This is a genomic window from Streptomyces iakyrus, from assembly GCF_000717055.1.
In the GTDB taxonomy this organism is placed as follows: domain Bacteria; phylum Actinomycetota; class Actinomycetes; order Streptomycetales; family Streptomycetaceae; genus Streptomyces; species Streptomyces iakyrus.
On the sequence record NZ_JNXI01000001.1, the window covers coordinates 15,529 to 42,140 of the forward strand.

General features: G+C 71.2%; 24 protein-coding genes. 7 read left to right on the top strand and 17 right to left on the bottom strand.

Annotated features, from left to right (window positions below; all coding sequences use genetic code 11):
- Positions 1–33 precede the first annotated feature (33 nt).
- A complete protein-coding gene (locus tag OO68_RS00095) occupies positions 34–1,212 on the bottom strand; it encodes a serine hydrolase domain-containing protein (protein WP_033305995.1) in 1,179 nt (392 codons plus the stop codon).
- Complete coding sequence (locus tag OO68_RS00100) at positions 1,155–2,504, bottom strand: multidrug effflux MFS transporter (RefSeq protein ID WP_033305996.1); 1,350 nt, start codon at positions 2,502–2,504, stop codon at positions 1,155–1,157. The genes OO68_RS00095 and OO68_RS00100 overlap by 58 nt, the downstream gene beginning before the upstream one ends.
- Positions 2,505–2,589: 85 nt before the next feature.
- On the opposite strand from OO68_RS00100, the gene OO68_RS00105 reads away from it, so the two are divergent.
- Together OO68_RS00105 and OO68_RS00110 are read left to right on the top strand one after the other, a co-directional pair.
- Positions 2,590–3,612 (top strand): Gfo/Idh/MocA family protein, encoded by a 1,023-nt coding sequence (locus OO68_RS00105; protein ID WP_033305997.1) that lies wholly within the window; start codon positions 2,590–2,592, stop codon positions 3,610–3,612.
- Positions 3,613–3,663: 51 nt separating this feature from the next.
- A complete protein-coding gene (locus OO68_RS00110) occupies positions 3,664–4,422 on the top strand; it encodes an SDR family oxidoreductase (RefSeq protein WP_033305998.1) in 759 nt (252 codons plus the stop codon).
- A gap of 306 nt (positions 4,423–4,728) precedes the next feature.
- Here the strand turns inward: OO68_RS00110 and OO68_RS00115 are convergent, their stop codons facing one another.
- Complete coding sequence (locus tag OO68_RS00115; protein WP_245236862.1) at positions 4,729–6,648, bottom strand: CocE/NonD family hydrolase; 1,920 nt, start codon at positions 6,646–6,648, stop codon at positions 4,729–4,731.
- 214 nt (positions 6,649–6,862) lie between these two features.
- Here OO68_RS00115 and OO68_RS00120 point away from each other — a divergent pair, with 214 nt between their 5' ends.
- Both OO68_RS00120 and OO68_RS00125 read left to right on the top strand, forming a co-directional pair.
- Positions 6,863–8,437 (top strand): AbgT family transporter, encoded by a 1,575-nt coding sequence (locus OO68_RS00120; RefSeq protein ID WP_078625109.1) that lies wholly within the window; start codon positions 6,863–6,865, stop codon positions 8,435–8,437.
- Positions 8,438–8,457: 20 nt separating this feature from the next.
- Positions 8,458–9,552, top strand: a complete 1,095-nt coding sequence (locus OO68_RS00125; protein ID WP_033305999.1) for an ArsR/SmtB family transcription factor — start codon at positions 8,458–8,460, stop codon at positions 9,550–9,552.
- 21 nt (positions 9,553–9,573) lie between these two features.
- Here the strand turns inward: OO68_RS00125 and OO68_RS00130 are convergent, their stop codons facing one another.
- A complete protein-coding gene (locus OO68_RS00130; RefSeq protein ID WP_033306000.1) occupies positions 9,574–9,900 on the bottom strand; it encodes a hypothetical protein in 327 nt (108 codons plus the stop codon).
- 172 nt (positions 9,901–10,072) lie between these two features.
- Here OO68_RS00130 and OO68_RS00135 point away from each other — a divergent pair, with 172 nt between their 5' ends.
- Together OO68_RS00135 and OO68_RS00140 are read left to right on the top strand one after the other, a co-directional pair.
- On the top strand, positions 10,073–10,630 hold the full coding sequence (locus OO68_RS00135) for a DoxX family protein (protein ID WP_033306001.1): 558 nt from the start codon (positions 10,073–10,075) through the stop codon (positions 10,628–10,630).
- 57 nt (positions 10,631–10,687) lie between these two features.
- Positions 10,688–11,053, top strand: coding sequence for a MazG-like family protein (locus tag OO68_RS00140; protein WP_033306415.1), 366 nt, complete (start codon positions 10,688–10,690; stop codon positions 11,051–11,053).
- Between the two features lie 39 nt (positions 11,054–11,092).
- Here the strand turns inward: OO68_RS00140 and OO68_RS00145 are convergent, their stop codons facing one another.
- From OO68_RS00145 to OO68_RS00205, 13 genes are all read right to left on the bottom strand, one after another.
- Positions 11,093–11,875: an Rv1363c family protein gene (locus tag OO68_RS00145; RefSeq protein WP_033306002.1), complete on the bottom strand. Its 783-nt coding sequence runs from the start codon at positions 11,873–11,875 to the stop codon at positions 11,093–11,095.
- Positions 11,876–11,923: 48 nt separating this feature from the next.
- Positions 11,924–12,436, bottom strand: coding sequence for an Rv1363c family protein (locus tag OO68_RS00150; protein ID WP_051814208.1), 513 nt, complete (start codon positions 12,434–12,436; stop codon positions 11,924–11,926).
- Positions 12,409–13,686 carry an MCE family protein gene (locus OO68_RS00155; protein ID WP_033306004.1) on the bottom strand — a complete coding sequence of 426 codons (1,278 nt, stop codon included), beginning with the start codon at positions 13,684–13,686 and terminating at the stop codon, positions 12,409–12,411. Before OO68_RS00155 ends, OO68_RS00150 begins: the two co-directional genes overlap by 28 nt.
- The gene (locus tag OO68_RS00160; protein ID WP_033306005.1) at positions 13,683–14,990 is read right to left on the bottom strand and encodes an MCE family protein; all 1,308 of its coding nucleotides are present in this window, start codon (positions 14,988–14,990) and stop codon (positions 13,683–13,685) included. Before OO68_RS00160 ends, OO68_RS00155 begins: the two co-directional genes overlap by 4 nt.
- The gene (locus OO68_RS00165) at positions 14,987–16,102 is read right to left on the bottom strand and encodes an MCE family protein (RefSeq protein WP_033306006.1); all 1,116 of its coding nucleotides are present in this window, start codon (positions 16,100–16,102) and stop codon (positions 14,987–14,989) included. The genes OO68_RS00160 and OO68_RS00165 overlap by 4 nt, the downstream gene beginning before the upstream one ends.
- Positions 16,099–17,259: an MCE family protein gene (locus OO68_RS00170; RefSeq protein WP_245236863.1), complete on the bottom strand. Its 1,161-nt coding sequence runs from the start codon at positions 17,257–17,259 to the stop codon at positions 16,099–16,101. Before OO68_RS00170 ends, OO68_RS00165 begins: the two co-directional genes overlap by 4 nt.
- Complete coding sequence (locus OO68_RS00175; protein ID WP_033306007.1) at positions 17,256–18,293, bottom strand: MCE family protein; 1,038 nt, start codon at positions 18,291–18,293, stop codon at positions 17,256–17,258. The genes OO68_RS00170 and OO68_RS00175 overlap by 4 nt, the downstream gene beginning before the upstream one ends.
- Positions 18,290–19,531, bottom strand: coding sequence for an MCE family protein (locus tag OO68_RS00180; protein WP_033306008.1), 1,242 nt, complete (start codon positions 19,529–19,531; stop codon positions 18,290–18,292). Before OO68_RS00180 ends, OO68_RS00175 begins: the two co-directional genes overlap by 4 nt.
- A gap of 8 nt (positions 19,532–19,539) precedes the next feature.
- Positions 19,540–20,343 (bottom strand): MlaE family ABC transporter permease, encoded by an 804-nt coding sequence (locus OO68_RS00185; protein ID WP_033306009.1) that lies wholly within the window; start codon positions 20,341–20,343, stop codon positions 19,540–19,542.
- 3 nt (positions 20,344–20,346) lie between these two features.
- A complete protein-coding gene (locus OO68_RS00190) occupies positions 20,347–21,117 on the bottom strand; it encodes an MlaE family ABC transporter permease (protein ID WP_033306010.1) in 771 nt (256 codons plus the stop codon).
- 46 nt (positions 21,118–21,163) lie between these two features.
- Positions 21,164–22,093: an ABC transporter ATP-binding protein gene (locus OO68_RS00195; RefSeq protein ID WP_033306011.1), complete on the bottom strand. Its 930-nt coding sequence runs from the start codon at positions 22,091–22,093 to the stop codon at positions 21,164–21,166.
- 284 nt (positions 22,094–22,377) lie between these two features.
- The gene (locus tag OO68_RS00200) at positions 22,378–23,493 is read right to left on the bottom strand and encodes an RNA polymerase sigma factor (protein ID WP_033306012.1); all 1,116 of its coding nucleotides are present in this window, start codon (positions 23,491–23,493) and stop codon (positions 22,378–22,380) included.
- 54 nt (positions 23,494–23,547) lie between these two features.
- On the bottom strand, positions 23,548–24,636 hold the full coding sequence (locus tag OO68_RS00205) for a lytic transglycosylase domain-containing protein (RefSeq protein WP_033306013.1): 1,089 nt from the start codon (positions 24,634–24,636) through the stop codon (positions 23,548–23,550).
- Positions 24,637–25,140: 504 nt separating this feature from the next.
- On the opposite strand from OO68_RS00205, the gene OO68_RS00210 reads away from it, so the two are divergent.
- Entirely contained in the window at positions 25,141–26,409 is a 1,269-nt protein-coding gene (locus OO68_RS00210) for a serine/threonine protein kinase (protein ID WP_033306014.1), read from the top strand.
- Positions 26,410–26,612 lie beyond the last annotated feature (203 nt).

Consider the following 26,612-nt stretch of genomic DNA (forward strand, 5'->3'; position numbering starts at 1 on the left):
CTGCTCGCTCCTGGCCGGAGCGGCCGGCAGAAGTCACCGCACCGCCCGAGCCACCCGTGACCCCGCTGCCGCCCTGGGTGCGCTGTCCGGGTGGCGGCGGCGGGGATGGACCGCGTTGGTGAGGAGGATCAGAAACGTGTCCGTGGCCGGGTCGAGGACGAGGGACGTGCCGGTGAAGCCCGTGTGGCCGGCCGCGCCGCGGCCCGCCAGGTCGCCCATGAACCAGGGCTGGTCGAGGGAGAAGCCGAGGCCGGGCGGTGTGAAGAGGAGCTCGACGAAGTCGGGGCCGAGGATGCGGGCGGGGCCGTGGGAGCCGCCGGCGAGGAGGGTGCGGCAGAACACCGCGAGGTCCCGGCCGGTGGAGAACAGGCCCGCGTGGCCGGCCACGCCCCCGAGGGCCCAGGCGTTCTCGTCGTGGACCTCGCCCCGCAGCATCCCCCGGTCCGCCTTGGCCCACGGGCGCCGCTGGTCCTCCGTCGCCGCGGCGCCCGGGCAGGGCCCGAAGTCCGTCGCCGTCATGCCCAGCGGCCGGGTGATGCCGTCGTGGACGAGGACGTCGAGGGTGCGGCCGGTGACGCGCTCCAGGACGTACTGGAGCAGGAGCATGTTGAGGTCGGAGTAGCGGTACGTGCCCGGTACGCCGACCGGCTGCTCCGCCTGGAGCGCGGCGAGCCGCTGCGCGTCGTCGGCGTAGTCGTAGAGGGGCAGTTCGGGCCGCAGCCCCGACGTGTGGGTGAGCAGCTGCCGCACCGTGATGCCGTGCCGGACGGCCGCCGTGAAGTCGGGCAGGTACGCCCCGACCTTCGCGTCGATGCCGAGCGTGCCGCGCTCGATCTGCTGCACGGCGGCCACGGACGTGAACAGTTTGGTCAGGGACGCCAGGTCGAAGGGCGTGCCGACGGTCATCGGGACCCGGTCCTCGGGGGGCAGTTCCACCCCGGCGTCGGCCTCCGGGTCGTAGGCCGCGTAGCGCACGGCCCACCCCGCGGCCTCCTCGACCGCGATCACCGGGCCGCGCCCGACGACCAGGACGGCTCCGGGCGCCCAGGGGCGCTGCCCGGTGGTCAGGACGTGGACCTCCCGGACGAGGTGACGCAGCTCCGCGGGGTCGAGTCCGGCCCGTTCCGGCGTGCCGTCGCGCAGTCTGGGTGCGCTCAGCTGACTGCTCCCTCCACGCTCGGGCGGCTGCTCTCCTTCTTCCAGGGTCGGCACATTCCCATGAAGCAGGCAAGTGCCACCAGTGCGGCGGCCAGTTGGACGACGGCCATCGGGAGGGCGGTGTCCTCCCCGGCGACGCCGACGAGCGGGGAGGCGATCGCGCCGATGAGGAACGAGGTGGTGCCGAGCAGGGCCGATGCGGAGCCCGCGGCGTGCTTGGTGCGCATCAGGGCGAGGGCCTGGGTGTTGGGCAGGGTGATGCCCATCGCGGACATCAGCACGAACAGCGCGGCGGCGACGGGCACGAGCCCGACCTCGCCGAAGACGCCCAGGGACATCAGCAGCAGCGCGGTCGCGGCGGTGATGACGATCGCGAGGCCGATGCCCAGCACCCGGTCGAGGCTGACCCGGCCGACCAGGACCTTGCCGTTGATCTGGCCGACGAGGACCAGCCCGACGGAGTTGACGCCGAACAGCAGGCTGAACGTCTGCGGGGAGGCGCCGTAGATCTCCTGGATGACGAACGGGGAGGCCGAGATGTAGGCGAACAAGGACGCGAAGGCGAAGCCGCCGGCGAGGGTGTAGCCGGCGAAGGAGCGGTCGGCGAGCAGGCCGCGCATCGAGCGCAGGGCCTCGCCGACGCCGCCGCTGTGCCGATCGGCGGGCGCCAGCGTCTCGGGCAGCCGCGCCCACACCAGGACCCCGATCAGCACGCCGATGACCGTGAGGACGGCGAACACGCCCCGCCAGTCCGTGACGCGCAGGACCTGCCCGCCGATCAGCGGCGCCACGATGGGGGCGACCCCGGAGATCAGCATCAGGGTGGAGAAGAAGCGGGCCATGGCCATGCCGTCGTAGAGGTCGCGGACGACGGCCCGGGCGATCACGATGGCGGCCGCGCCCGCCAGGCCCTGGGCCAGCCGGAAGGCCACCAGCAGCTCGACGGTGGGGGCGAGCGCGCACAGGACGGTCGCGACGACGAAGACGGCGAGCCCGGCGAGCAGCGGACGGCGGCGCCCCCACCGGTCGCTCATCGGCCCGACCACGAGCTGCCCGAGCGCCATGCCGGCCAGGCAGGCCGTGAGGGTGAGCTGCACGGTCGCTGCGGGCGCGTGCAGGGAACGGGTGACCTCCGGCAGGGACGGGAGGTACATGTCCATCGCCAGCGGCGGCACGGCGGTCAGGCTTCCGAGGAGGAAGGTGACCAGGAGCCCGGTGCGGCGGTGCGGTGTGCGGTCGGGCCGCTCCGTCCCTGCTGCGGCCTCCTGCGCGGTGTCCGATGCCTCCTGCGCGGTCTTCGATGCCTCCTGTGCGGTCTTCGATATGGACGCCCCACCCTCGGGCATGAGTCCCTCCCTCTGCGTTCGATCGCCACCTATGCTCTCAGCTCGTACGCAGTGCTCGGGGTCACGAGGTGGAGGCGGGGCGGCAATGACGGCGGACACGGTGCGGTGGGGGATCCTGGCGACCGGCGGGATAGCGGGCGCGTTCACCGCGGATCTGATCGACCTGCCGGACGCGGAGGTCGTGGCGGTGGCGTCCCGGTCGGAGGCGTCGGCGAAGACGTTCGCGGAGCGGTTCGGGATCCCCCGGGCCTACGGCGACTGGAACGCCCTCGCGCAGGACGAGGACATCGATGTCGTCTACGTCGCCACCCCGCACACGGCGCACCGGACCGCCGCCGGGCTGTGTCTGGCGGCCGGGCGGCACGTGCTGTGCGAGAAGCCCTTCACGCTGAACGTGCGCGAGGCGGAGGAACTCGTCGCGCTGGCGCGGGAGCACGACCGCTTCCTGATGGAGGCGATGTGGATGTACTGCAACCCGCTGATCCGGCGGCTGAAGGCGCTCGTCGACGACGGCGTGATCGGCGAGGTGCGCAGCGTCCAGGCCGACTTCGGGCTGGCCGGCCCGTTCCCGCCCTCGCACCGGCTGCGCAACCCGGAGCTGGGCGGCGGCGCGCTGCTCGATCTGGGCGTGTATCCGGTGTCGTTCGCGCAGCTGCTGCTCGGGGAGCCGTCGGACGTCGTGGCGCGGGCGGTGCTCTCCGAGGAGGGCGTCGACCTCCAGACGGCGGCGGTGCTCTCCTTCGACAGCGGCGCGCTCGGCTCGGTGCACTGCTCCATCGTGGGCGGTACGGCGACCTCCGCGTCGGTCACCGGCTCCAAGGGCCGGATCGACATCCCGCACGGGTTCTTCTTCCCGGACCGTTTCGTCCTGCACCGGGACGGCCGTGACGCCGAGGAGTTCACCGCCGACCCGGCGGACGGCCCGCGCAACAGCATGCGCCACGAGGCGCTGGAGGTCATGCGGGCGGTGCGCGCCGGCGAGACGGAGTCCCCGCTGGTGCCGCTGGACGGCACGCTGGCCGTGATGCGGACGCTCGACGCGATCCGCGAGCGCGTCGGCGTCCGCTATCCCGACGAGACGGGCGAGCCGGAGCTCATGCCGGCCTGACGCGCTCGTACCCCGGGGGGCCACCGTGAGGGTCCCGTACGCTGCGGGGCCATGAATGCCAAGGAAAATGCGATCGCGGTGGTGACCGGGGCGGGTTCCGGCATCGGCCGGGCGGTCGCCGTGGAACTGCTGCGCTCGGGCTGGTCGGTGGCGCTGGCGGGCCGGCGCGTGGAGACACTGGAGGAGACGGCGGCCCGGGCATCCGGGGCCGCGTCCCTGGCGGTACGCACGGACGTCTCCCGCCCCGAGGACGTGAACGCCCTGTTCGCCGCGACCGTCGGGCGTTTCGGCCGGGTCGACCTGCTGTTCAACAACGCCGGCACGTTCGGCCCCGGCGGTGTCCCGGTCGAGGAACTGCCCTACGAGGCCTGGCGGCACGTGGTGGACACCAACCTCAACGGGGCGTTCCTGTGCGCGCAGGCGGCGTACCGGCAGATGAAGGAGCAGGACCCGCAGGGCGGCCGGATCATCAACAACGGCTCCATCTCCGCGCACACGCCCCGCCCGCAGTCGGTGGCCTACACGGCGACCAAGCACGCCCTGACCGGCCTGACGAAGTCCCTCTCCCTGGACGGCCGGCCGTACGGAATCGCCGTCGGGCAGATCGACATCGGCAACGCGGCCACCGACATGACGTCCCGTATGCAGACGGGAGCGCTCCAGGCGAATGGGGAAGTCGCCCCGGAACCCGTGATGGACGTCGCGGACGTGGCCCGCACGGTGCGGCACATGGCGGAGCTGCCGCTGGAGGCGAACGTGCAGTTCGCGACGGTGCTGGCGACGGCGATGCCGTACGTCGGACGCGGCTGAGCGCGCGACGCAATTCGTCAACTCGTCAACCTGCACAAACGGAATACCAACGTCCGCCCCATTGCGGCCGGTAGGGGACTTATGCTCAACTCTCCTACACCAAAGCTTCACAGTTGGAGCAGACCGCTTCCGTCGGCCACATCCAGGGGGGAGGCGGCAGTCGTTCCACCGCACCGGGTGGGGGTGGACTCCGCGAGGGACCGCGGAGTACGCACCGGTGCGCGTGGAACGACTGCCGCACAGGCCGGACGGTGACCGCGGTACGGACGGCCACCGCGGTACAGGCGGTCATCGCCGTGCAGACGGTCATCGCAGTACGGACGGTCCCCCTTCCACCCAGATCCTCACGTGGGACGGACGCCCCGCGTCCATGTGGACCGTGTTGGTGGCCGAGACCGTACGGCGGGCCGTCGCCTCCGGTTCGCCCGTGTTGCTGTTGACGTCGAAGCGGGGGAAATTGCTCGACGAGACGTCCAGACGGATGCGGTGGCCGGCGGCGAAGAGGTTGGCCGTGTCGGGGGCCGTCACCTCTATCTCGTACACCTCGCCCGGTACGAGCAGCTCCGGGTGTTCCCGTGAGCGGTGGAAGCGGCAGCGCACTATGCCGTCGGTGAGATTCATGGCGAAGCCGTGCGGATAGTCCGCGTTGGGCGGGTGGACGTCTATGAGTTTGATGGTGAAGTCGGTGTCCGGAGCCGAGGTGGAGATGTGGAGTGTCGCCGAGACCGGACCGGCGAGGACCACGTCCCGTTCCAGTGGTGGTGTGGTCAGGGTGATCACATCGGGGCGGGAGTCCAGGGGCAGGTAGGGGGCGTGGGCGCCGTGGATGCGGGCGTCCGGGGCGTTCTGGTCGAATGCGCCGCCCGACATCACCGGTTCGCCCGAAGTGACTTGGCCGCCCATGGTGGGGACCGGGTGGCGTGGGTCGAAGTCGTAGGTCACCGAGGCAGTGGGTGTGGTGGGCGGGGCGGTGGACAGACCGCCGTCGGCGCTGAAGTAGAGGACCACCGGTGCGGTCGACGCCGGCGGCCAGCGCGTGTCCGCGCGCCACGTACCGCCGTGACGCATCCTGCCCGCCGCGTTCCGCCTGCCGTCGCCTCCGCCCATGAGGAAGTACTGCACGACCGGGAGGTCGTCCCCGTCCGTCACCTCCCGTCCGAGCGCTCTGTCGAACCAGCGGCGGCGGAAGTCCAGGTACGAGGGCGCCAGGTTGCCGTCGAGTGTCGAGCGCGGGCCGAAGTCCACGTCCCCCGCGTGCGTCTCGCAGCGGTGACCGTGTGTCCAGGGCCCCATGACCAGGTAGGAGGGGGCCGACTTCCGTTCCCGCAGCGCGGTGAAGTTCTCGATCGTGGAGCGGACGTAGGGGTCGTACCAGCTGCCCATGTGCAGGCTCGGCGCGTCCGGGAAACGGTGGTAGAAGCCACGGCCGTAGATCGCCGGGGCGCGGTAGTAGTCACCGAAGGCGTCCTGTCGCCACTGTTCCAGTAGATAGGCCTCGTACGCCGGCAGGTGGCGCAGAGGTGTGCAGCCGGGGCGCCACGGCATCGCGCCGAACCAGCCCGCCACGTCCACCCGCAGCAGCGCCTCCGTCAGCACCGGGTCCGCCGCCGCCTCCGGGCTGTGCAGTGCGTGGCGCAGCGCCCAGGTCACCTGTTTCAGCTCGAAGGCGCCGCCCATCCGCAGTCCCGCGTCGTAGGCGGAGGAGAAGCCGCCCGAGTCCTGGAACATGGCCGCCAGACCCTCGGGCCCTTCGGCCGCCGCGGCCGACTGGCAGTGCGCCGAGTAGGAGACCCCGGTCATCACCACCCGGCCGTCGCACCAGGGCCGGTTCCTGATCCAGGCGATGGTGTCCGCACCGTCCGGGCCCTCACTCAGATACTTCACGAACGTTCCCTCGGAGTCGCCGCGCCCCCGGCAGTCCTGCCGTACGACGTGGTAGCCCGCGTCAGTGAAGTGGCGGGCGATGTCCTCCGGACGCGGGAGCGGCGCGTCGGCGCGGTCCTGGTCCGAGCCCCGCTGGGCGCGCCGGCCGTACGGGGTGCGCTCGAGGAGCACCGGGAGTGCGGTCGCCTCCGGCGTGGGCGAGGCCGAGTACAGGTCGGCGGCGAGCGCGACTCCGTCCCGCGTCGGGACGCGCAGGGTGTGGCGCCACAGGGCGCCGTCCTGAAGGGGTTCCGGCCCATCGGGGCGGGCGGCGGTGTCGGGGGGCACATCGTACGAGGTCACGTCCGTGACGCTAGGCATGCGCCCGGCTCAGGGGCGATCACTTGACGTCATGAGGTCAACTGTGGCTCCGGACGGTGACGGGGGCGGTTCCGGGCCCTACTGTGCAGCGCAAGCCGGACCTCCCGTCCCGCTTTCTCCTTTTCCTCCCCTTCCTGCCCTTCGCCCGTCTCCTCCCGCCCCTTTTCTTCCTCCCCCGCCCTCACAGGAGGCCGCCATGAGCACACCCATCCGTCACACCCCGGAGGTGCAGGGCCCCGAGCCCGGCGAGGAGGGACGTGGTTCCCGGCTTCTCGACCTGGTGGAGCGTGCGGGGAACGCGTTGCCGCATCCGTTCTGGCTGTTCTGGATCCTGTGCGGCGGCGTCGCCGTCCTCAGCTGGGCGTTGCACGCGTCCGGGCTGCGGGTCGAGGATCCGTCCTCGGGTGACCTGGTGGGCGTGCGCAGCGCGCTGTCGGCGGATGCCGTGCGGGACCTCGTCACGGGCGCCGAGGAATCCTTCGTCACCTTCGGGCCGCTCGGTGTGGTGCTGATGGTGATGCTCGGCGTGGCGGTCGCCGAGCGCTCCGGGCTCTTCGAGGCGCTGGCCCGCCGCATGCTCTCGGGGCTTTCCCCGCGTTCGGTCGTCCTGGGGGTGGCGCTGGGCGGCGTGCTGGGGAAGTTCCTGTCGGACTCCGCCTACGTGGTCCTGATTCCGCTGGGGGCGGTGGCCTTCCGTGCCGTGGGCCGCTCCCCCATGCTCGGCATGATCGTCGCGTTCGTCTCTATCAACGCCGCGGGCGACGCCAACCCCCTGATCGCCCCGGGGGACGCGTTGTTCGCCTCCGTGGCCACGGAGGCCGCGCAGCTGGTCGACAAGGACGTGGTGGTCCGTGCGACGGACAACATGTACTTCACCACCGTCTCGGCGTTCGTCCTGGCCGGCACCATCGCCCTGGTCGTGGACAAGATCCTCGCCAAGCGTGAGCACCGGCTGATCCCCGACGCGGACCTGGAGGCGGCCGCGGCCGGACGAACCGTCGCGACCGGAACCGACGACACCACCGAGCGCCGGGCACTGAAGCTGACCGGCGTGGCCGTGCTCGGCTACGCCGCGCTGATCGTGCTCGCGATGCTGCCGGACTCGTCACCACTGCGCGGCGAGGGCGGAGCCATCGTGGAGTCCACCTTCATGAACGCCATCGCCGTCTTCCTCACCGTCTTCTTCCTGCTCACCGGCACCGTCTACGGGCGTCTCACCGGACGGATCAGCGGGAGCCGCGCGATACCGGAGTTCATGGCGGACGGAGTGCGCTCCATCGCACCGCTGCTGGTGCTCTTCTTCGCCGTGTCCCAGTTCCTCGCCCTGTTCAAGTGGACCAACATCGCCACGGTCGTCGCGGTCGAGGGCGCGGACTTCCTCAAGCGGCTGGGTGCGCCAACACTGCTGCTGTTCACGCTGCTGATCGTCGCGGTCGCGCTGATGAACCTGCTCATCACCTCCGGCTCCGCCCTGTGGACGCTGGTCGCCCCGGCACTGGTGCCGATGCTGATGCTGCTCGGCACCAGCCCGGCCACGACCATGGCGCTCTACCGCATCGCCGACTCCTGCACGAACTCCATCACCCCGATGAGCACCTCGTTCATGCTCTGCGTCGGCTATCTCCAGACGCTGCGCCGCAAGGCCGGCATCGGCACGCTGGTCTCCTTCACCCTGCCCGTCGCCATGATCATGCTGGCGGTGTGGGTGCTGCTGTTCTTCGCCTGGTACCTGCTGGGCATTCCGCTCGGCCCCGGGGCGCCGGTGCGGTAGTTCCGCCGTACGGTGACAGCGTGAGCATCGTCCTCGACCTCGGAGGACTCGGCCCCGCGGATCTCGCGGCCGGGTCCTCCCCGCTGTCGGAACTGATGGCGAGCCTGCATGTGCTCGCCGAACCCGAGCACCACCCCGAGGCCGCCGGCTGGGCGGCCCACGCCACCCCGGCGGCCCCCGAGCTGCGCGACGAGCTGACCTTCTTCGCCCCGCTCTGGGCCCGCTTCCGCTGCCGCCTGTTCTTCCCCCGTACCCTGCCGCTCGCGGCGAACCTGGACGAGGAACTGACCGCGATCGAGGCGCTGCCGACCGAGGAGTTCCTGGACCTGGTGGCACCCGGAGTCCTCGGCACCACGGCGCTGCCCGTGCCACCGGCCCGGGAGCTGCGCGCCGGCACCTGGGCCGCGGAGGACTTCGCCCGCAGCTGTCTGCGCCGCTCCTACGCCCGAGGGGAACTGGCGCGACACCTGGTGGCGGCCCCGCTCGAGCTGCGGGACAGGCTGCTGGCGGTGCTGCGGGCCGCCGACGCGGCGTTCTTCGCGGAGGACTGGCGAAGCCTGCGGCCGGTCCTGGAGGAGCACGCGCGGGAAGTCCGCCGCAGACTGGCGGTCCGCTCCCCTACCGACGTGCTCAGTGAGTTGCTGCCGACGGCGGCCCGGGTGGTCGGGCCGGGGGAACGCGTCCGGCTGGACAAGTTGCAGACCGACGAGGTGAAGGTGGCCCCGCGGCCCCTCGTCCTGGTGCCGTCCGCCCGGGTGTGGCCCCACCTCACGGTCAAACACGAGCACCCGTCGTGCGTGGCGGTGCAGTACCCGGTGCCCGCCGCGACCCCGGGCGGCCAGCTGACCCTGCGCGATCTCCAGGACCGCCTGATGGCGCTGACCTCACCGGCCCGGATGGAGCTGTGCCGTCATCTGATGGGCGAGCCCATCACGACCTCGGAGCTCGCCGCTCGGCTGGGCTCCAGCGAACCGCAGGTCTCCCGTGCCCTCAGGACCCTGCGTGAAGCGGGGCTGGTGCGCTCGACGCGCGAGGGCAAGCTGGTGCGGCACCGTCTCGCGACGGATGTGATCCGGCGGCTGGGGCATGACGTACTGGCGACGGTGGCGCGGTGAATCGCCCGGTCCGGGCGGGGTTCAGGCCTGCCCGGTCTCGAAGCGGCTGATCCGGCCGTCCTCGTCCACGGTGAAGCTCCACCGGGTGCGCATCTCTCCCCAGGTGTCGTTGCTGTAGCGGGCGATGAGGGAACGGCCGCCGTTGGACTCGTTGTCGACCTCCATGTGGCCGTGGGTGGAGAAGATCTCCCGGTCCACCCAGTCGGCGAGGTCCCGGTCGGAGCCGTCGTCCGCCATGGTCGCGCCCGGCGCGAGGAGCGCCATGAAGCTCTCGCGGTCGTGGTTGTTCACGGCGGCCACGAAGGCCCGGACGGCCGGATCGCTCAGGCGCGTGATCTGAATCGTCATGCGAGCCAGCCTCGTACCGGCCACCCCCGCCCGCCACCCGTGCCACCCGAACGGCGTCCCGGACGGGTCCGCCGGGTGTCGCGGGGTGTGAGGGATGCGACGGTGGAAATGCGAAGAGGAGAGTTCCTCTGTTCCTGCTGGCTGTTTCCTGCTGTCTGCTCCGGGAGTCGACGTGAAGCGTACCGACCGACGTGATCTGGGCCTGCTGCTGCTCCGGCTGGGGGCGGGCGGTGTGCTGGTGGCGCACGGCACGCAGAAGCTGTTCGGCTGGTTCGGCGGACACGGCATCGAGGGCACCGGCCAGTTCATGGAGTCCGTCGGCTACTCCCCCGGCAAGCAGAGCGCGACGGCGGCGGGCCTCGCGGAGACCGGCGGCGGCACGCTGCTGGCCCTGGGCCTGGCCACCCCGGCCGCGGGCGCGGCGGCGGCCGGCGCGATGGCGGGCGCGGCGGCGGTGCACGCCCCGAACGGCTTCTTCAACCAGGGCGGCGGCTACGAGTACGCCGCGACGCTCGGCCTGACGGCAGCGGGCCTGGCCATCACCGGCCCGGGCCGCCTCTCCCTGGACCATCTGCTCGGCCACGCGGTGAACCGCGGCTGGATGATCCCGGCGGCCTTCGCGGCGACGGCGGCGGGTACGGCGGTGGTGGTGGGGGCCAGGGCGAGGCGCCTGCGGAAGGCGAAGGAGGGGGAGCAGGAGGCGTTGTTCGAGGAGGAGTACATGGAGTAGGGGGCGGGGGCCGGGACTGGAGGCCGTTGTCAGTCCCGCATGGCAGGCTGCGCGCCCATGAACGAACAGCCCCCCGCCCCTGAGCTCTGGTCCACCATCGACGCCTTGCACGAGTGGCTCGACACCAACCGCCCGGTCGAGGGCCGCGAGGGCCTCCTTCTGCGCATCCTGAAACTGTCGGAGGAGGTCGGCGAGGTCTCACAGGCGGTGATCGGAGCGACGGGGCAGAACCCGCGCAAGGGCGTCACGCACACGTGGGAGGACGTGGAGGCGGAGTTGTGCGACGTCGTCATCACGGCGCTGCTGGCGTTGCGGACGCTCACGCCGGAGGCGCGAGAGGTCTTGGCACGGCACCTGGAGCGGGTGACACGACGGGCCACGGCGCACTCGGCACCGGCGGACGTTCCTCGTCAGTCGCTCTGATCCCGGACCGGTGTCATCGACGGGTTCCCGGTCCTGCCGTCACAGCGCGTCCACCGCGCTCACCTTCCACTCGCCACCCGTACGGTCCATCGTCATCCGCACCCGGTTCTGGTCCACGCGGGACCCCGACACCTGAGTGCTCTCGGTGACCTGGTTGACGAACAGCAGGACGACGACCTTGTCGGGGGAGGCCGAGACGACGGAAGCGGCCGGGGCGCCGCCGGAGCCGGGGGCGGCGACCCTTGCCTTCACGATGCCGTGGTACTTCTCGGCCGTCGGGGCGACCACGGTCTTCGTGGTCTTGCCGTACTCGTCCCGGAAGTCGCCGGTCAGGTGGGCGCGGGCCCTCGAGAAGTCCTTCTCCAGGTGACGGTAGTCGTACGACAGGACGACTGGCGCCGCCTTCCGCGCGGCCGCGAGTGCCTCGGTCCGGGCGGTCTCCGTCAGGCGGCCCTCGCGGTACTGCCATCCCAGGGCGGCGAGCGCGGCCAGGCCGACGACGAGCAGGACGGCCAGGACCGCGGTGAGCAGCTTGCCATGCCCGCCGGGACCGGGGTCGCTCCGCTCTTGCGGCCCGTCCTCCTCGAACGACTCCGCCGACGGCTCCGGCGGGTCGTCCCAGCCGTGCTTCGGGGCCTGGACGAGGACGGTGCGTCCGGCGAGTGGCCGCTCGGCCCGGCGCGGGGCCCTCTCGTCGATGGACGTCGCGGCCCCAGCTTCGCGGTGGCCGCGCTCCGCGCGCTTCGCCGCCGCGCGGGCGGCCGCCGTCATGGTGCGGCGGGTGCCGGGACCGGGGGCGCGGCCGGTGGTCGTCTTCGGCATGGTGGTACTCCTCGTCGGTGCTTGTCGGTAGGCGGATCGGCCCGTGGATCAGCCGACGAACTCGACGTCGGACGTCAGCCAGCGGCCGTCCTTGTGTACGAGGTCGAGCTGGAGCCGGTACGTGCGCGCCTCTCCCCCGGGCACGGCGGTGTTGGTCACCTTGCTGTCGGCGACCACCAGCACACGGGCCGAGTTCTCGTCGGAGCGGACGATGCCCGCCTCCAGGATCTGGCCCTCCGACACGGACTTGTTCTGGGCGACGAGCTTCGTCAACTGCTCCGTCTGGGCGGTGAACTGCCTCTTGAACTCGCCGGTCGCGCCCGCCAGTACGTTCGCGCTGTCGCGGTCGTAGTGCCGGTAGTCGAGGGAGGTGAAGTTGAGGGCCGACTGGCGGGCGGCGGCCAGAATGCCCTGGCGTCGCTGGTCCGCCTCCCGCTGTTCGTAGAGGCCGAAGGCCAGCCAGAGCGCCACTACCGTGGTGCTGACGGTCGCCGCGACGAGTCCCGCTGTCTTCACTCGGGGTCGTCCCTGCCTCATGCCATGGGGCCGACGAGCAGCCATTGCCACGACTCCTTTCCGAACACGGCCTGCTGGCCGCCCGCCGAGCCGATCTCGACGTTCCTTCCGTCCGGGCCGGTCGTGGTGCCGGTCTCCGGGTCGTACGGGGTGACGTAGGTCGCCTGGTTCGCGCCCACGCCGGGGCTCGACGCGCCCGGGGCGTTCTGCGCGCCCCGTACCGACGACTGGCTGCCGCGCGGGAGCGTGCAGCGGGCGCCGGTGTTCGCCTCGCGTGTGCTGGTGTCCGCGGGGTCGCGGCGTGCCGTGCCGTACCCCTGGGTGCAAGCCGGTGGGTCGTCGGCGTTCAGCACCAGGCCGAAGTGGGTGGTGCCGTCGCCCGGGACGACCGTGTAACTGCCCGCGACCATCAGCGGGAAGGTGACCAGGGCCTGCTCCACGCCGGGGAGGCGGGCCACCGTGACCTGGCCGCCGCTGATCAGGTTGGCCAGCAGGACCGACAGCTCCGGCCCGGCCGACTTCAGCAGCGAGTTCAGCTCCTGCGCCGCCGGCCGCGCGTTGCCGATCAGCTTGCGCAGGTCCCCGTCGCTGGCCTTCAACTGGGCTGAGAGCGCCGCCAGATCGCGAGAGAACGACTTGATCGACGAGCCCTGGTCGGCCTGTGTCTTCAGGACCTTCCGTGAGTCCTCGATCAGGGCGATCGTCTCCGGCAGTGCCTCGGTCGCCGACTCGACCAGGGTGTTGCCCGAGTCCACCAGGCGCCCCAGGTTCGGGCCGGTGCCGGCGAACGCCTTGCCCAGCTCGTCGACGGTGACGAGCAGGTCGTCCTTGCCGACCGAGTTCACCAGGCGGTCCAGGCTGAGGACCATGTCCGTCGTCGACAGCGGCACCCGTGTGCTCTCGCGCGGGATCGTGCTGCCCTCCAGCAGATACGGGCCGCGGGAGGCCCGGGGCTGGAGATCGACGTACTGCTCGCCCACCGCCGAGCGGTTCGCCACCACCGCCAGCGTGTCCGCGGGGATGCGCGGCGCACCGTCCTCGATGTCGAGCGTGACCGAGACCCCGTCCGGGCCGGCCAGGCTCAGTGCACCGACCTTGCCCACCGGCACCCCGCGGTAGGTGACCTCGGCACCGGGGAACACGCCCCCGGAGTCGGCGAAGTCGGCCCGCACGGTGTAGCCGCGGTCGAGGACCTCGTCCACCAAGCCCGTGTACTCGGCGCCGACGTACGACACGCCCACGGCGGTGAGGGTGGCGAAGGCGATCAGTTGTGCCTTGACCGTACGGGTGATCACGGCTGGACCCCCTTCAGCAGCAGCTCGGCGAGTTCGAGGTTGATCCCCTCGGGCCAGTCATCCCCGGTGCGGTGCCCGCCGGAGCCGTAGCCGGCGGTGCACACCGGCGGGCACAGCGGGTCGTCGTCGCCGCCCGAGGGGGCCGACGGGCGCGACGGCACGGTCGGACTGCTCGGCAGCGCGGTGGGCTTCGGTACGCCCGGCACGTCCGGGAGATCCGGTGCGTCCGGCAGGTCGGGGGGCTCGGGAAGCCCGGGAAGCTCGGGCACCCGGGGGTCCCCGCCGTTCCCGCCGCCCGGCTCGTCCGTCAGGTTGCCGTAGATGCCGGCCAGATCAAGGTCCGCCGTGATGTGCAGGTTGACGTAGTCACCCTTGATGGCGTCCACCACGTTGCGCGGGAACGGGTAGGTCGTCAGCAGCTCCAGGGAGTTGGGCAGGTCGCTGCCCGCCTTGTTGAGCTGGTGCAGGATCGGCCGGAGCTTCCTGAGGTTGGCGACCGTGTCGTCGTGCGAGGCGTTGACCACCTTGGTGCCGGTCTTGCCCAGCTTGGACAGGGCGGTGAGCATCCTCGTCAGGTCGCGGCGCTGGTCGGCCAGGACCTTCAGGGCGGGCGGCATCGTGTCGACGGCCTCGGCGATCGTCGTCTTCTCCTTGCCCAGCCGTCTGGCCAGCCGGTCCACGGCCTTCAGCGCGCGGACGATGTCCCGGCGCTGGTCGTCCAGGCCGCCGATGAAGGTGTCGAGCTCCTTGAGCAGGGACTTGACCCGGTTCTCCCGGCCTTCCAGGGCCTTGTTCAGCTCCGTGGTGATCGTCTTGAGCTGGGCCACGCCACCGCCGTTGAGCAGGGCGGACAGCGCGGACAGCACCTCCTCGACCTCCGGGTTGCGGCCGCTGCGGGACAGGGGGATCACGTCGCCGTCGCGGAGCCGGCCGACCGGCGTGCCTTCCGGCGGCGCGGCCAGCGCCACGTACTTCTCGCCGAGCATGCTGGTCTGCCGCAGCCCGGCCACGGCGTTGGCGGGCAGCTTCACCGAGTCGGCGACCCGGAGGCGGACCCTCGCGTGCCAGCCCTCCAGCTCCACCTTCTCCACCGCGCCCACGGTGACGTTGTCGACTTTGACCGACGACTGCGGAACCAGGTCCAGGACGTCGCGGAACTCGACGGTGACGTGGTAGGCGCGGCCGTCGGCGGCGGCTCCGCCGGGGAGCGGGACGTCGTACCAGCCGTTGAACTCGCAGCCGGACAGGAGCACCGTTGCGACGGCCGTCCACGTGACGGCCCCGCTCTTGCGCGGGGGCCTCATGCGCTCGCCCCCAGGATTCCGCCGAGGGTGCGGTCGACCGTGCCGGTGCCCGACGTGCCCTGGGGCACTTCGGGCAGGGAGTCGAAGAGGTCCCTCAGGTCCCCGCAGTCGGCCTTCTCCCCGGTCGTCTTCAGGATCGAGCACAGCAGTGCGGCCGGGTCCTGCGGATGGTCCGGGTTGTTGCGGGTGTCGAGGGTGCCGGCGGACGGGTTGTAGGCGTTGTGCAGGTTCGACATGCCCGTCGGCGCGACCTCCAGCAGTTCCTCCAGCGCCGCCCGTTGGGTGACGAGCACCTTGGTCACCTTGCTCAGGCCCTCCACGTTCGACGTCAGCGACTTCTTGTTCTTCTTCACGAAGGCGGACACGTCACCGAGGGCCGTGCCGAGGTGTTTCAGCGCCGCCGCCAGGTCCTTGCGCTCGCCCGCGAGTTGTCCGGCAACCTTGGCGAGGCTGCTGTTGAACGACCGCACGCTCTTGTCGTCCGCCGCCAGCGCCGCCGTGAACACCTGAAGGTTGCGGACCGTGCCGAACAGGTCCGTGCGGCCGTCGGACAGGGTCGTGACCGCCTCCGAGAGGTCCTTCACCGTCCGGTGCAGGTTCTCGCCCTGGCCGTCGAGGTTGTCGGCGCTGACGCCGAGCAGCCGTGACAGGGCGCCGTCCTTGTTGGCGCCCGTGGGTCCCAGCGCCTCGGCCGTGGTGTGCAGGCTGTCGAAGACACGGTCCAGTTCTACCGGCACGGCCGTGCGCGACTCGGGGATCTCGTCCCCGTCCCGCAGGACCGGGCCGCTCCGGTACACCGGCAGCAGCTGCACGTAACGGTCGCTGACCACCGAGGAGTTGATGATCGCGGCCTGTGCGTCCGCCGGGACCTTCCGGTCCGCGTCGTACTCCAGCTCCACCCGCACCCGGCCGCCCTCCGGCGTGATCTTCTTGACCTCGCCGATCCGCACACCCAGGACGCGGACGTCCGAGCCCGGGTAGATGCCGACGGTGCGCGGGAAGTAAGCCGTGACGCGGGCCGGCTCGGTCCGCGGCCACAGGACGTACGTGAGCGCGGCGACCAGGGTCAGGGCGGTCAGCAGGGCCGCGCCCTTCTTCCAACGGTTGCTCACTGCGCGCCCCCCGTCCGCGTCCGCGGCACCACCGGGGCGGCGACCAGGTTCTGGACGTAGGAGTCGAACCAGCGGCCGTTGCCGAGGGTGTTGGTGAAGACCCGCACGTAGGGCGCCAGGAGCTCGATGCTCCGGTCGAGGCCGGCTTGGTTGCGTTCGAGCATCTTCACGACGGTGTTGAGGCCCTTGAGCGCGGGCCCGATCTCCTTGTCGTTGTCCTGGACCAGGCCGGAGAGCTGGATGCCGAGCGCGGCGGAGGTCTTCAGCAGCTTGTGGATCGCCGCACGCCGCTTGCTGATCTCCTTGAACAGCTTGTCGCCGTCCTCGACCAGGGCGGTGAAGTCGCCCGACCGGTCGGCGAGTACTCCCGTCACGCCTCTCGCGTGGTCGAGGAGCTCCTTGAGGGCCTTGTCGCGCGAGGCCACCGTCCGGGAGATCTTCGACAGGCCCTTGATGGACGCCCGTACCTCTTGCGGTGAGTCCTCGAAGGTGGTGGAGATGGTGTCCAGGGCCTTGGCCAGCCGGTCGGTGTCGACCTTCTCCGTCGTGGTGGTGAGATCGCTGAACGCCTGCACGACGTCGTACGCGGGGACGGTCCGCTCCAGCGGGATCTCGCTGCCGGGCTCCAGCCGGCCCCGCCCCCTGGGGTGCAGGGCGAGGTACTTGGCGCCGAGGATCGTCTTGACCCGGATCGACGCGCCGGTCCCGGTGCCGAACGCCGGCTCGTCCTTGATCTTGAAGATGACCTTCACGTGGTCGCCGTCCAAGTCGACCTCCTCGACCTTGCCGACCTTGACCCCGGCGATGCGCACCTCGTCACCCGGCTTGAGACCGCCCGCCTCCGCGAAGGCGGCGCTGTACGTCTCGCCGTCGCCGATCACCGGCAGGCGGTCGGCGTTGAACGCGGCCACGGCCAGCAGCGCGAGGACGGTGAGTCCGACGGCGCCGATGACGAGGGGATTGCGTTCGCGGAAGGGCCCGAGGTGCGGACGGCGCAGCCGTATCCTCGGCAGCTTCGGCGGGTCGACGCGGACCTTCATCAACGGCTGTGGACGCGGCTTGCGGCGGGCCCGGATACGCGGGAGCCTCAGGCTCGGCAGCTTCGGCGGTTCCACGCGCACCTTGAACAGCGGCTCCGGGCGGCGCTTGCGGCTCATGCCCCGCACCTCGCCCTCGCCACGTGCATCTCGGGCGTGAGCACCTGCTTCGTCTTCGGCAGCACGATCCGGCCGTCGAAGTCGCACAGATAGAAGTTGAACCACGAGCCGTAGGACGCCGTCCCCGTCAGCTCGCCCAGCTTGTTCGGCAGCCTCTTCAGCACGCCCTCCACGGTCTTCTCGTTGTCGTTCAGCGTCCCGGTGAGGTCGGTCAGTTCCGCGATGTCGTCCTTGAGCGGCGGGCGCGCGTCCTTCAGCAGGCCCGAGGTGGCCTCCGTCAGGTCGCCGATGCTCACCAGCGACTTCCCGATGGGCTTGCGGTCGGCGGACAGGCCGGAGATGACCCGGCGCAGCTGCTTGAGCAGGCCGGAGAAGCGGGCGCCGCGCTTGTCGAGCGTCTTCAGCACGGTGTTGAGGTTGTCGATCACCGAGCCGATCAGCTTGTCGCGGCCGGCCAGTGTCGTGGTGAGCGATGCCGTGTGCGTCAGCAGGCTGTTGACGGTGCCGCCCTCTCCCTGGAGGGTCTTGATGATCTCGGTGGCCAGCTGGTTGACGTCCTTCGGGCTGAGCGCGGCGAACAGCGGCTTGAAGCCGTTCAGCAGCGCGTTCAGGTCGAGGGCAGGCTGGGTGCGCGCGAGCGGGATCGTGCCGCCGGGGCGCAGCCGGGTGCTGTCGCCGGCGCCCTCGGTCAACGCGACGTAGCGCTGACCGACCAGGTTGCGGTAGCGGATGACGGCGCCGGTGCTGGTGAGCAGGGGCCGGTCCCGGCTGACCGTGAAGGTGACCTCGGCCAGCGTCCGGTCCTTGATCCGGATGCCCGCGACCTCGCCGACCCGCACTCCGGCCACCCGGATGTCGTCACCCTCCTCCAGCCCGGTGACGTCGCTGAAGACCGCGCGGTACTCGTGCTCGGGAGTGAAGGAGATGTTCACGATGGTCGCGGCGAGCAGGGCTGTCGCCACCACCGTCACCAGCGCGAACAGACTGAACTTGATCAGCGGCGCGGCCGTCTGCCGGGCACCTTGGGTGCTCATGCGACGCTCACCGCCGTCCCGCGCGCCATCGGCCCGAACAGCAGCGTCGCGACCGGCGGCACCTCGTCGGCGGGCACGCCCAGCACCGGCGCCACGAGCGAGCCGACGGCCCGCTGCTCGGCCCGGGTGGCGGAGACGCCGAGCGGACCGCCCGAGGCCGTACCCGGCTTCTCGGTACCGTCATCGAGGTGGGCGTCGGGCGCCGGCACCGGAGGATGCGGCAGATCACGGCAGTTCGGACCCGACCGCTCGCCGTAGCGCGGTTCCTCACCCGGTTCGTACGCACCCCGCGGCCGTACGACCTCCAGCGTGATGTGCATCTTCCCGCCCCGGAACGCCTCCTCGGACGCCTTCTCCTGCCGGACCAGGCCGGCCAGCAGGCAGGGGTACTGGGGCGAGTAGCGGGCGAACAGCTCCAGCGTGGGCCGGGAGACCCGGCCGAGGGTGATCAGCCGGTCGCCATTGGCGTCGAGGAAGTCCTCGGCGGTGCCCGCGACGGTCGCCGTGGTCGTCAGAGCCGCCGCCAGCCGGTCCTTCTGCTCGACGATCGTGCGGCTGGTGGTGACGGTGTTGCGCAGGATCTCCATCAGGTCGGGCGCCGCGTCGCCGTAGACCTCGGCGACGTCGGCGAAGCGTGCGATGTCCTCTTTCAGGGACGGCAGGTGCGGATTGAGGCGGCGCAGGTAGGCCTCCACTCGCGTGAGGTTGTCGCCGATCCGGTCGCCGCGTCCCTCCAGGGCGGTGGCGAACGCGGAGAGCGTGGCGTTGAGCTTGCCGGGCTGGACCGTCCGCAGCAGGGGCAGCAGGTCGTTCATCAGCTGCTGGACCTCGATGCCGACGCGGGTGCGGTCCTGGGTGATGACGTCACCGGCGCGGATGGGCCGGGCCGATGAGCCGCGCGGTGCGACCAGGTCGACGTACTTCTCACCGAACAGCGTCTTGGGCAGCAGGCGCGCGTGCACGTCGGAGGGGATCTCGGCGACGTGCTCCGGCTTCAGCGCGATGTCGAGCGTCGCCTTCGTCCCGTCGGCCCGCACCTCGCGCACCTCGCCGACCAGCAGCCCGCGCAGTTTGACGTCGGCGCGCGGATCGAGCTGGTTGCCGAGGCGGTCGGCCTCCAGCGTGATCCGCACGACCGGTGTGAACACCTGGCGGTAGACGGCGACGGACAGGGACAGCAGCAGGGCGAGTACGGCGATGAAGACGACGCCGTACAACCGCAGTCTCAGCACTCTCATCCGGCGGCTCACCCCGCTATCCGTACGGTCGTGCTGGCGCCCCAGATGGCCAGCGACAGGAAGAAGTCCAGGACGTTGATCGCCACGATCGAGGTCCGCACCGCACGGCCCACCGCGACGCCGACCCCCGCCGGGCCGCCGCTCGCGTAGTAGCCGTAGAAGCAGTGCACCAGGATGATCAGGACGGCGAAGACCAGCACCTTCCCGAAGGACCACAGCACGTCCACCGGGGGCAGGTACTGCTGGAAGTAGTGGTCGTACGTGCCCGTGGACTGCCCGTAGTAGCCGGTGGTGATGGTGCGGGCGGCCAGGTACGAGGAGAGCAGGCCGATCACGTACAGCGGGACGACGGCCACGAACCCGGCGATCATCCGGGTCGTCACGAGGAACGGCAGCGAGGGCACGCCCATGACCTCCAGCGCGTCGGTCTCCTCGCTGATCCGCATCGCGCCCAACTGGGCGGTGAACCCGGCGCCGACGGTCGCGGAGAGGGCGAGCCCGGCCACCAGCGGGGCGATCTCACGGGTGTTGAAGTACGCCGACAGGAACGCCACGAAGTTGGAGGTGCCGAGCTGGTTGAGCGCGGCGTACCCCTGCAACCCCACTTCCGTGCCGGTGAAGAACGACAGGAAGGCGATCACTCCGACCGTGCCGCCCACGACGGCGAGCGCGCCCCGGCCGAAGCTCACCTCGGCGAGCAACCGCAGGATCTCCTTCTTGTAGCGGCGCAGGGTGCGGCCGGTCCAGACCAGCGACCGCCCGTAGAAGGACAGCTGTGCTCCCAGCTCCTCCAGGCCTTTCAACAGCGCCATGCCTCAGCCCCTCTGGGGAACGACTTGGAAGTACACGGCGGTCATCACGAAGTTCGTCACGAACAGCAACATGAAAGTGATCACCACCGACTGGTTCACCGCGTCGCCCACACCCTTGGGCCCGCCCTTCGCGGTCAGCCCCTTGTAGGAGGCGACGATCCCGGCGATCGCACCGAACACCAGCGCCTTGACCTCGGCCGCCCACAGGTCGGAGAGCTGGGCGAGCGTGGTGAAGGAGGCCAGGTAGGCGCCGGGAGTGCCGTTCTGGAGGACGACGTTGAAGAAGTAGCCGCCCGCCACGCCGACCACCGACACCAGGCCGTTGAGCAGCACCGCCACCAGCATCGACGCCAGCACGCGGGGAACGACCAGCCGGTGGATGGGGTCGATGCCCAGCACCTGCATCGCGTCGATCTCGTCGCGGATCTTCCGGGCCCCGAGGTCGGCGCAGATCGCCGTGCCGCCGGCGCCCGCGATCAGCAGCGCGGTCACGATCGGCGAGGCCTCGCGCAGCACGGCGAGCACGGAGGCGGCCCCGGCGAAGGACTGGGCGCCCAGCTGCCGGGTCAGACTGCCGATCTGGAGCGCGATGACCGCCCCGAACGGGATGGAGACCAGGGCCGTCGGCAGGATCGTCACGCTCGCGACGAACCACGCCTGCTGGATGAACTCCCGCGCCTGGAAGGGCCGTCGGGGGATCGTCCGGACGACGTCCAGCGCCATCGCGAAGAGGCTGCCGGAGTGCCGCAGCGCCCCGGCCGGTGACAGGCTCATGCGCCGGCCACCTCCTTGTGGTGGAGCTGGGCGGCCGGTGACAGGCTCATGCGCCGGCCACCTCCTTCTGGTGGAGCTCGGCCTCGCGCCGTGCGATCGCCTGCCAGCGGGGCGGCCGGGTGATGCCCGGTCCCGGCAGCAGGCGGGGAGTCAGCTGCTGTACGCGCGCGCTGTCGTCGATCTGCGCGAGCTCTTGCTCGACCTGCGCCGCGTCCTTCTCCTCCGCCATGCCGATCGGGCCCTGCATCCGGCCGTTCAGGAACTGCCGTACGACGGGCTCGTCGCTGCTCAGCAGCTCCGCGCGCGGCCCGAACATCACCAGCTCGCGGCGGAACAGCAGCCCGATGTTGTCCGGCACCTGGCGGGCGGAGGCGATGTCGTGCGTGACGATCAGGAAGGTCGCGTCGATCTGCGCGTTGAGGTCGACGATGAGCTGGTTGAGGTAGGCGACGCGGACGGGGTCGAGGCCGGAGTCGGGCTCGTCGAAGAGGATGATCTCCGGGTCGAGCACGAGCGCCCGGGCGAGCCCCGCCCGCTTGCGCATCCCGCCGGAGATCTCACCGGGCAGCTTCCCCTCCGCGCCGATCAGCCCGACCATGTCCATCTTCTCCAGCACGATGCGCCGGATCTCGCTCTCGGACTTACGGGTGTGCTCGCGCAGCGGGAAGGCGATGTTGTCGTACAGGTTCATCGAGCCGAACAGCGCGCCGTCCTGGAACAACACGCCGAACAGCTTGCGCACCTCGTACAGGTCGTGCTCGCGGAGCTTGGTGATGTCCCGGCCCTGGATCGTGATCGAGCCGCGCTCCGGCTTCAGCAGTCCGACGAGCGTCTTGAGGAACACGGACTTGCCCGTGCCCGAGGGGCCGAGCATGACCGAGACCTCCCCGGCTGGCAGTGTCAGCGAGACGTCCTGCCAGATGACCTGGTGACCGAAGGACTTGGTCAGTCCTTCCACACAGATCTCGACACCCATCCGGTCCACCCTTCAGCCCGCGCCTTCGTCGGTGAGCAGCTCTGACATCTGCTCTACGGGGAGGGGCGGGGGGTCCGTCGCTCGGGTGGCGGATTTTTTTCGGGCGGGTTGCGGGCGCGCTCTCGGGTCGGTTCCAGGCAGCGCTTGCGGGCGGGGCCGGGCAGCGCTACCGGACAGGTTTTCCGGCAGCACTTCCGGGCGGGCCGGGCAGCGCTACCGGACAGGTTTTCCGGCAGCACTTCCGGGCGGGCCGGGCAGCGCTACCGGGCAGGTTTCTGGCAGCGCTACGGAAGCGGGCTCGCCGTGAGCTCGGGGAACGGGGAGGTGGACGGCGCGTCGGATGTCTCAGGAGCTTCCGGGACGGCCGTGGCCGCCGTGTCCGTCGGAACGGCGGAGAGCTCCACCGGCAAATCGGGTACGTCGGATACCCGCGGGGCCTCCGGCGCGGACAGCCCGGGCAGCGGGGCCTCCGGGACCTCAGGAAGGTCCGGGACATCCGGAACGCCCGGAACATCCGGGACCTGCGCGACGGCCGGGACCTCCGGCAATGACGGCACGGACAGCGGGAGGAACGATTCGCCGCCGACGGAATCGGCCGCTGGGCGCTCGGCCGCCGCAGCCGTGGGCTCATTCCCCCGGGGTGTACGGCCCCCGCTACCACCGTCCGGCCGTACCGCCTCCGCACCCGGAGAGGCGACGACGGGCCGAGGCACCGCCCCGCCCCCGCCTCCGCTGCCGTCGAGGGCGTACGGCAGCACGAACCCCGCCACCGCCAAGGACGCCGCCGTCGAGGCGACCGCCACGGCCTGTGCCCTGCCGACCCCGCGCGGCCGCCTCCATCCGATCAGGAACAGCGCGCACCCGAGCGTGGCGGCCAGCGACTGCCGCAGCGTCCGCCGGGCCCGGGCCAGCAGCGACTCGACGGTCCGGTAGCTCAGCCCCATCCGGACGGCGACCTGGCCGACGTCCAGGTCCTGCGACTTCAGCCGCAGCGCCTCGGCCTGCCGCGCGGGCAGCTCACCACTGCGCACCGCCAGCCACTTCGCCTCGGCCCGGTCGCACACCGCCTCCTCGACGGGCACCGGACCGGGGGCGATGAGCGTCGGGCTGGTCCGCACCTCGGCCTCGCGGTTCACCTGCCGGTAGCGGTCGACGCACAGGCGCATCGTCACCGTCGTCAGCCAGGCCGCGAGCCGTTCCTCGTCCAGGTCGGGCCGCTCGGCGGCGCGCAGCATCGCCTCATGCACCGCGTCCTCGGCGTCCTCCGGGCTCATCGACCGGCGCCGGGCCACCTTGAGCAGGTGCTCACGGTGGCTCCACATGCGCCGCCACCGCTCGTCGGCCGCGGTCACCTCCGCAGGTGTCTCTGCGGGCATGTCCGCAGGCGTGTCCGTCGCCATGAGGGCCCCTTCGCGCTCACCCACCGGTCTCGTGCTGTCCGGCGGGGGGCGACATTACCGCCCAGTATCGGCGGTTGTGGAGGGGGAGACGGTCATCGAGTCCGCGCTGTTACTGGTGAGTGGGGCGGTGCTGGGCAGCAGGTTCTCGCCGGGGAGCTCCATGTCGGGGGCGGGGGCGGGGAGTTGCGGCTCGTCCGGGTTCTCGGGTTCGGTGGCCGGGCCGGTTCCGGCCGGGGCCGGAGAGACGGGGGTCGACGGAGTACGGGACGGCGTGGCAGTCGGCCGGGCGGAGGGTGTCCGCGACGGCTTGGGTGTGGCGGCCGGCCGCGACGGCTCCGGGTGCGCGGAGGAGGACCCGGCGGAGGAGGACTCTGAGGACCCGTCCGGCACCACCCGGTGCCCTTCCAGGAAGTACGCGTACCAGGCCCTGACCGTGCGCAGATAGGCCGCCGAGTGGTTGTAGCCGAGGATCGCCCGGTCCAGCTGGGCGGGGACGGAGAGGTCCCGGCCACCGGCACACAGATACCGTCCGGCGGCGAGTGCCGCGTCGAAGACGTTGTTCGGATCCGTACGCCCGTCGCCGTTGCCGTCCGCACCCCAGCGGGCCCAGGTCGACGGGATGAACTGCATCGGCCCGACCGCACGGTCGTACGCCGTGTCCCCGTCGTGGACACCGCCGTCGGTGTCCCGGATCAGCGCGAAGGCCACGCCGTCCAGCCGCGGCCCGAGGATCGGCGCCACGGTCGTACCGTCCGACGTCACCCTTCCGCCCCGCGCCTGCCCCGACTCCACCTGCCCGATCGCCGCCAGCAGCTGCCAGCGCAGCCGACAGCCGGGCGCCTCACGCGCGAGCCGGTCCTCGGCGCTCCGGTAGGCGGCGAGGACACTCGCCGGCAGTGCGCCGCCCACCTCCACGGCCGCCGCCCCGCCACCCGCGTGCTTCCGGGCCCGCAGCGGCGGAAGCTCCGTGCGGTACGGGGCGTCGCCGGACACGCTCGGTCCGTGCTCGGCCGGTGCCTGAGCGGGCTCCGGTACGGAGGCCCGCGCCGGGATCACCCCCGGCGCCTGCGACGCGGTGAGCGCCGCCATCGCCACCACGGCGGCCGCCGTACCTCTGACACGCCTGCCTCTGTGCCCTGCCACGTCCTGTTCCCCTCCCGGTGAGCTTCCTGTCGTCTGCTCTACGGGGGAGGGTGGGGGGTCCGTCGCGGGAATTGCGTACGGTGCCTACGGGGTTCCGGTACCTCGATCGTCTGGAGAAGTCCAGGGGCAGACGAGTCGGGCTGTACGCCGGGGAGAGTCATCGCAGCGCTATGACTTGCGTAAACATTCCAATTGACCGCGCCCACGGCTACTCTGACGGCTACGCAAGCGCAGGTAGGCCCCCTCATCGGAAGTCGCGAGGACGGGGCAAGACGCGGCACGGTTCCCCGTTTACGGAATCAGCCTTCGTGCAGGGGTCGCGGACCTCCACGCCTGCTGCAGATCGGCAGGACTAGCCGCCGTCGTTCCCAAGCATTCCGGGCCGGGAGGCCTCATCGCCATCGGGGCTTCAGGGTCCGCTCGATGTGCTCAGGTTGTCGGCCGGATCGGCTAGCTTGTTGCGGAGCCGCTTCGACAGCTCCCGACCGAAGGACAGACACAGACGTGCAGACCACGCCCCTCAGCCCCGAGGATCCGGCACAGATCGGCGGCTTCGAGCTGCTGGGCCGGATCGGCCAGGGCGGCATGGGACAGGTGTACCTGGGCGAGTCTCCAGGCGGTGAGCCGGCCGCGGTGAAGATCATCAAGACGTCGGTCGTCGATTCGACCGCCCGGCTGCGCTTCGCGCAAGAGATCGACATCCTGAAGACAGTCTGGGGCGCGCGGATCGCGCAACTCCTCGACGCGGACGCGGACGCGGAACAGCCCTGGCTGGCCACCGAATACGTCGAGGGACCGGACCTCGGCAAACATGTGGTGACCCATGGCCCGCTGCCCGCGCTCCTCGTCCTGTCGCTCGGCGCCACCCTCGCCGAGGGCCTGGGTTATGTGCACAAGCAGGGACTGCTGCACCGGGACCTGAAGCCCGCGAACATCCTGCTCGGCCCTAACGGCCCCAAGATCATCGACTTCGGCCTCGCGGTTTTCGCCGAGTCGAGCGCTTCCCTCACCGCCGCCAACACGGTCGTGGGCACCCCGTCGTGCATGCCGCCCGAGCAGGCCAACGGCGTGAAGCCGCTGACGAGCGCCGTCGACGTGTACGCACTGGGTACGGTTCTGCTGTTCGCCGCGACGGGCCACCTGCCGTACCACGCGAACAACATCCACGTGCTGTTCCACATGGTGACCGATCCGACGACCGCCCCCGATCTGACGGGAGCGCCACCCGAGCTGGTCCCCCTCCTGACGGCCATGCTGTCCCACCACGCTCAGGACCGGCCCACGATCACCGAGGTCGTCCAGCAGTGCCGTGGCCTGGTCGAGGCGCAGGGGCTGAAGCTCGCGCAGGCACGCCGGCGTCTCACCACCTACACGGCCGCGCCCCCTCAGGATTTCCCGACGCTGCTACCGGCGCCGCCGGAAAGCGCCCTTCCTGCTCCCGTCCCTGCCATGTCCTACCCGGCAGCCACGCCGCGTCGTGACGAACCGTCGACCGTACCCACGGTCGTGGACGGGCCCGCTCCGGATACCCAGCCCACCATGGATCTCGCCGCGCCACAGCAGACGGCGCAGGCCGAGCCACCCGCTCAATCGGCGCCAACGGCCCCGGTGCCTCCGAACGCGGAGCACCAGCAGAGCGCTCCGAACGAGGACGTGCCACGGCGGGCCCGCCCCACCGGTCGGACCCCGGCTCGTTCCCTGCGCCATTCCGCCCAGGCCCGCCGCACCGCCCAGCAGCTGCGCGAGGCGTACGCGGCGCGCGCCGCGTTCTGACCACATCCCGCGCACCTCTGCAGGTGCCTCCCCCCGGCACGCCCTCACCGCGCACCATTGACCTGCGGGTCTGCCCCGGTGAGGGTGGTTCACGCGCTTTACCGCCCATACGGCACAGTGGAGCGGTACAACAGCGTGAGCGGCAGGTCTGCGCGAGCCGGGAGCCGGCCGCGATAACAGCACAGCATGACGGACATGGGAGG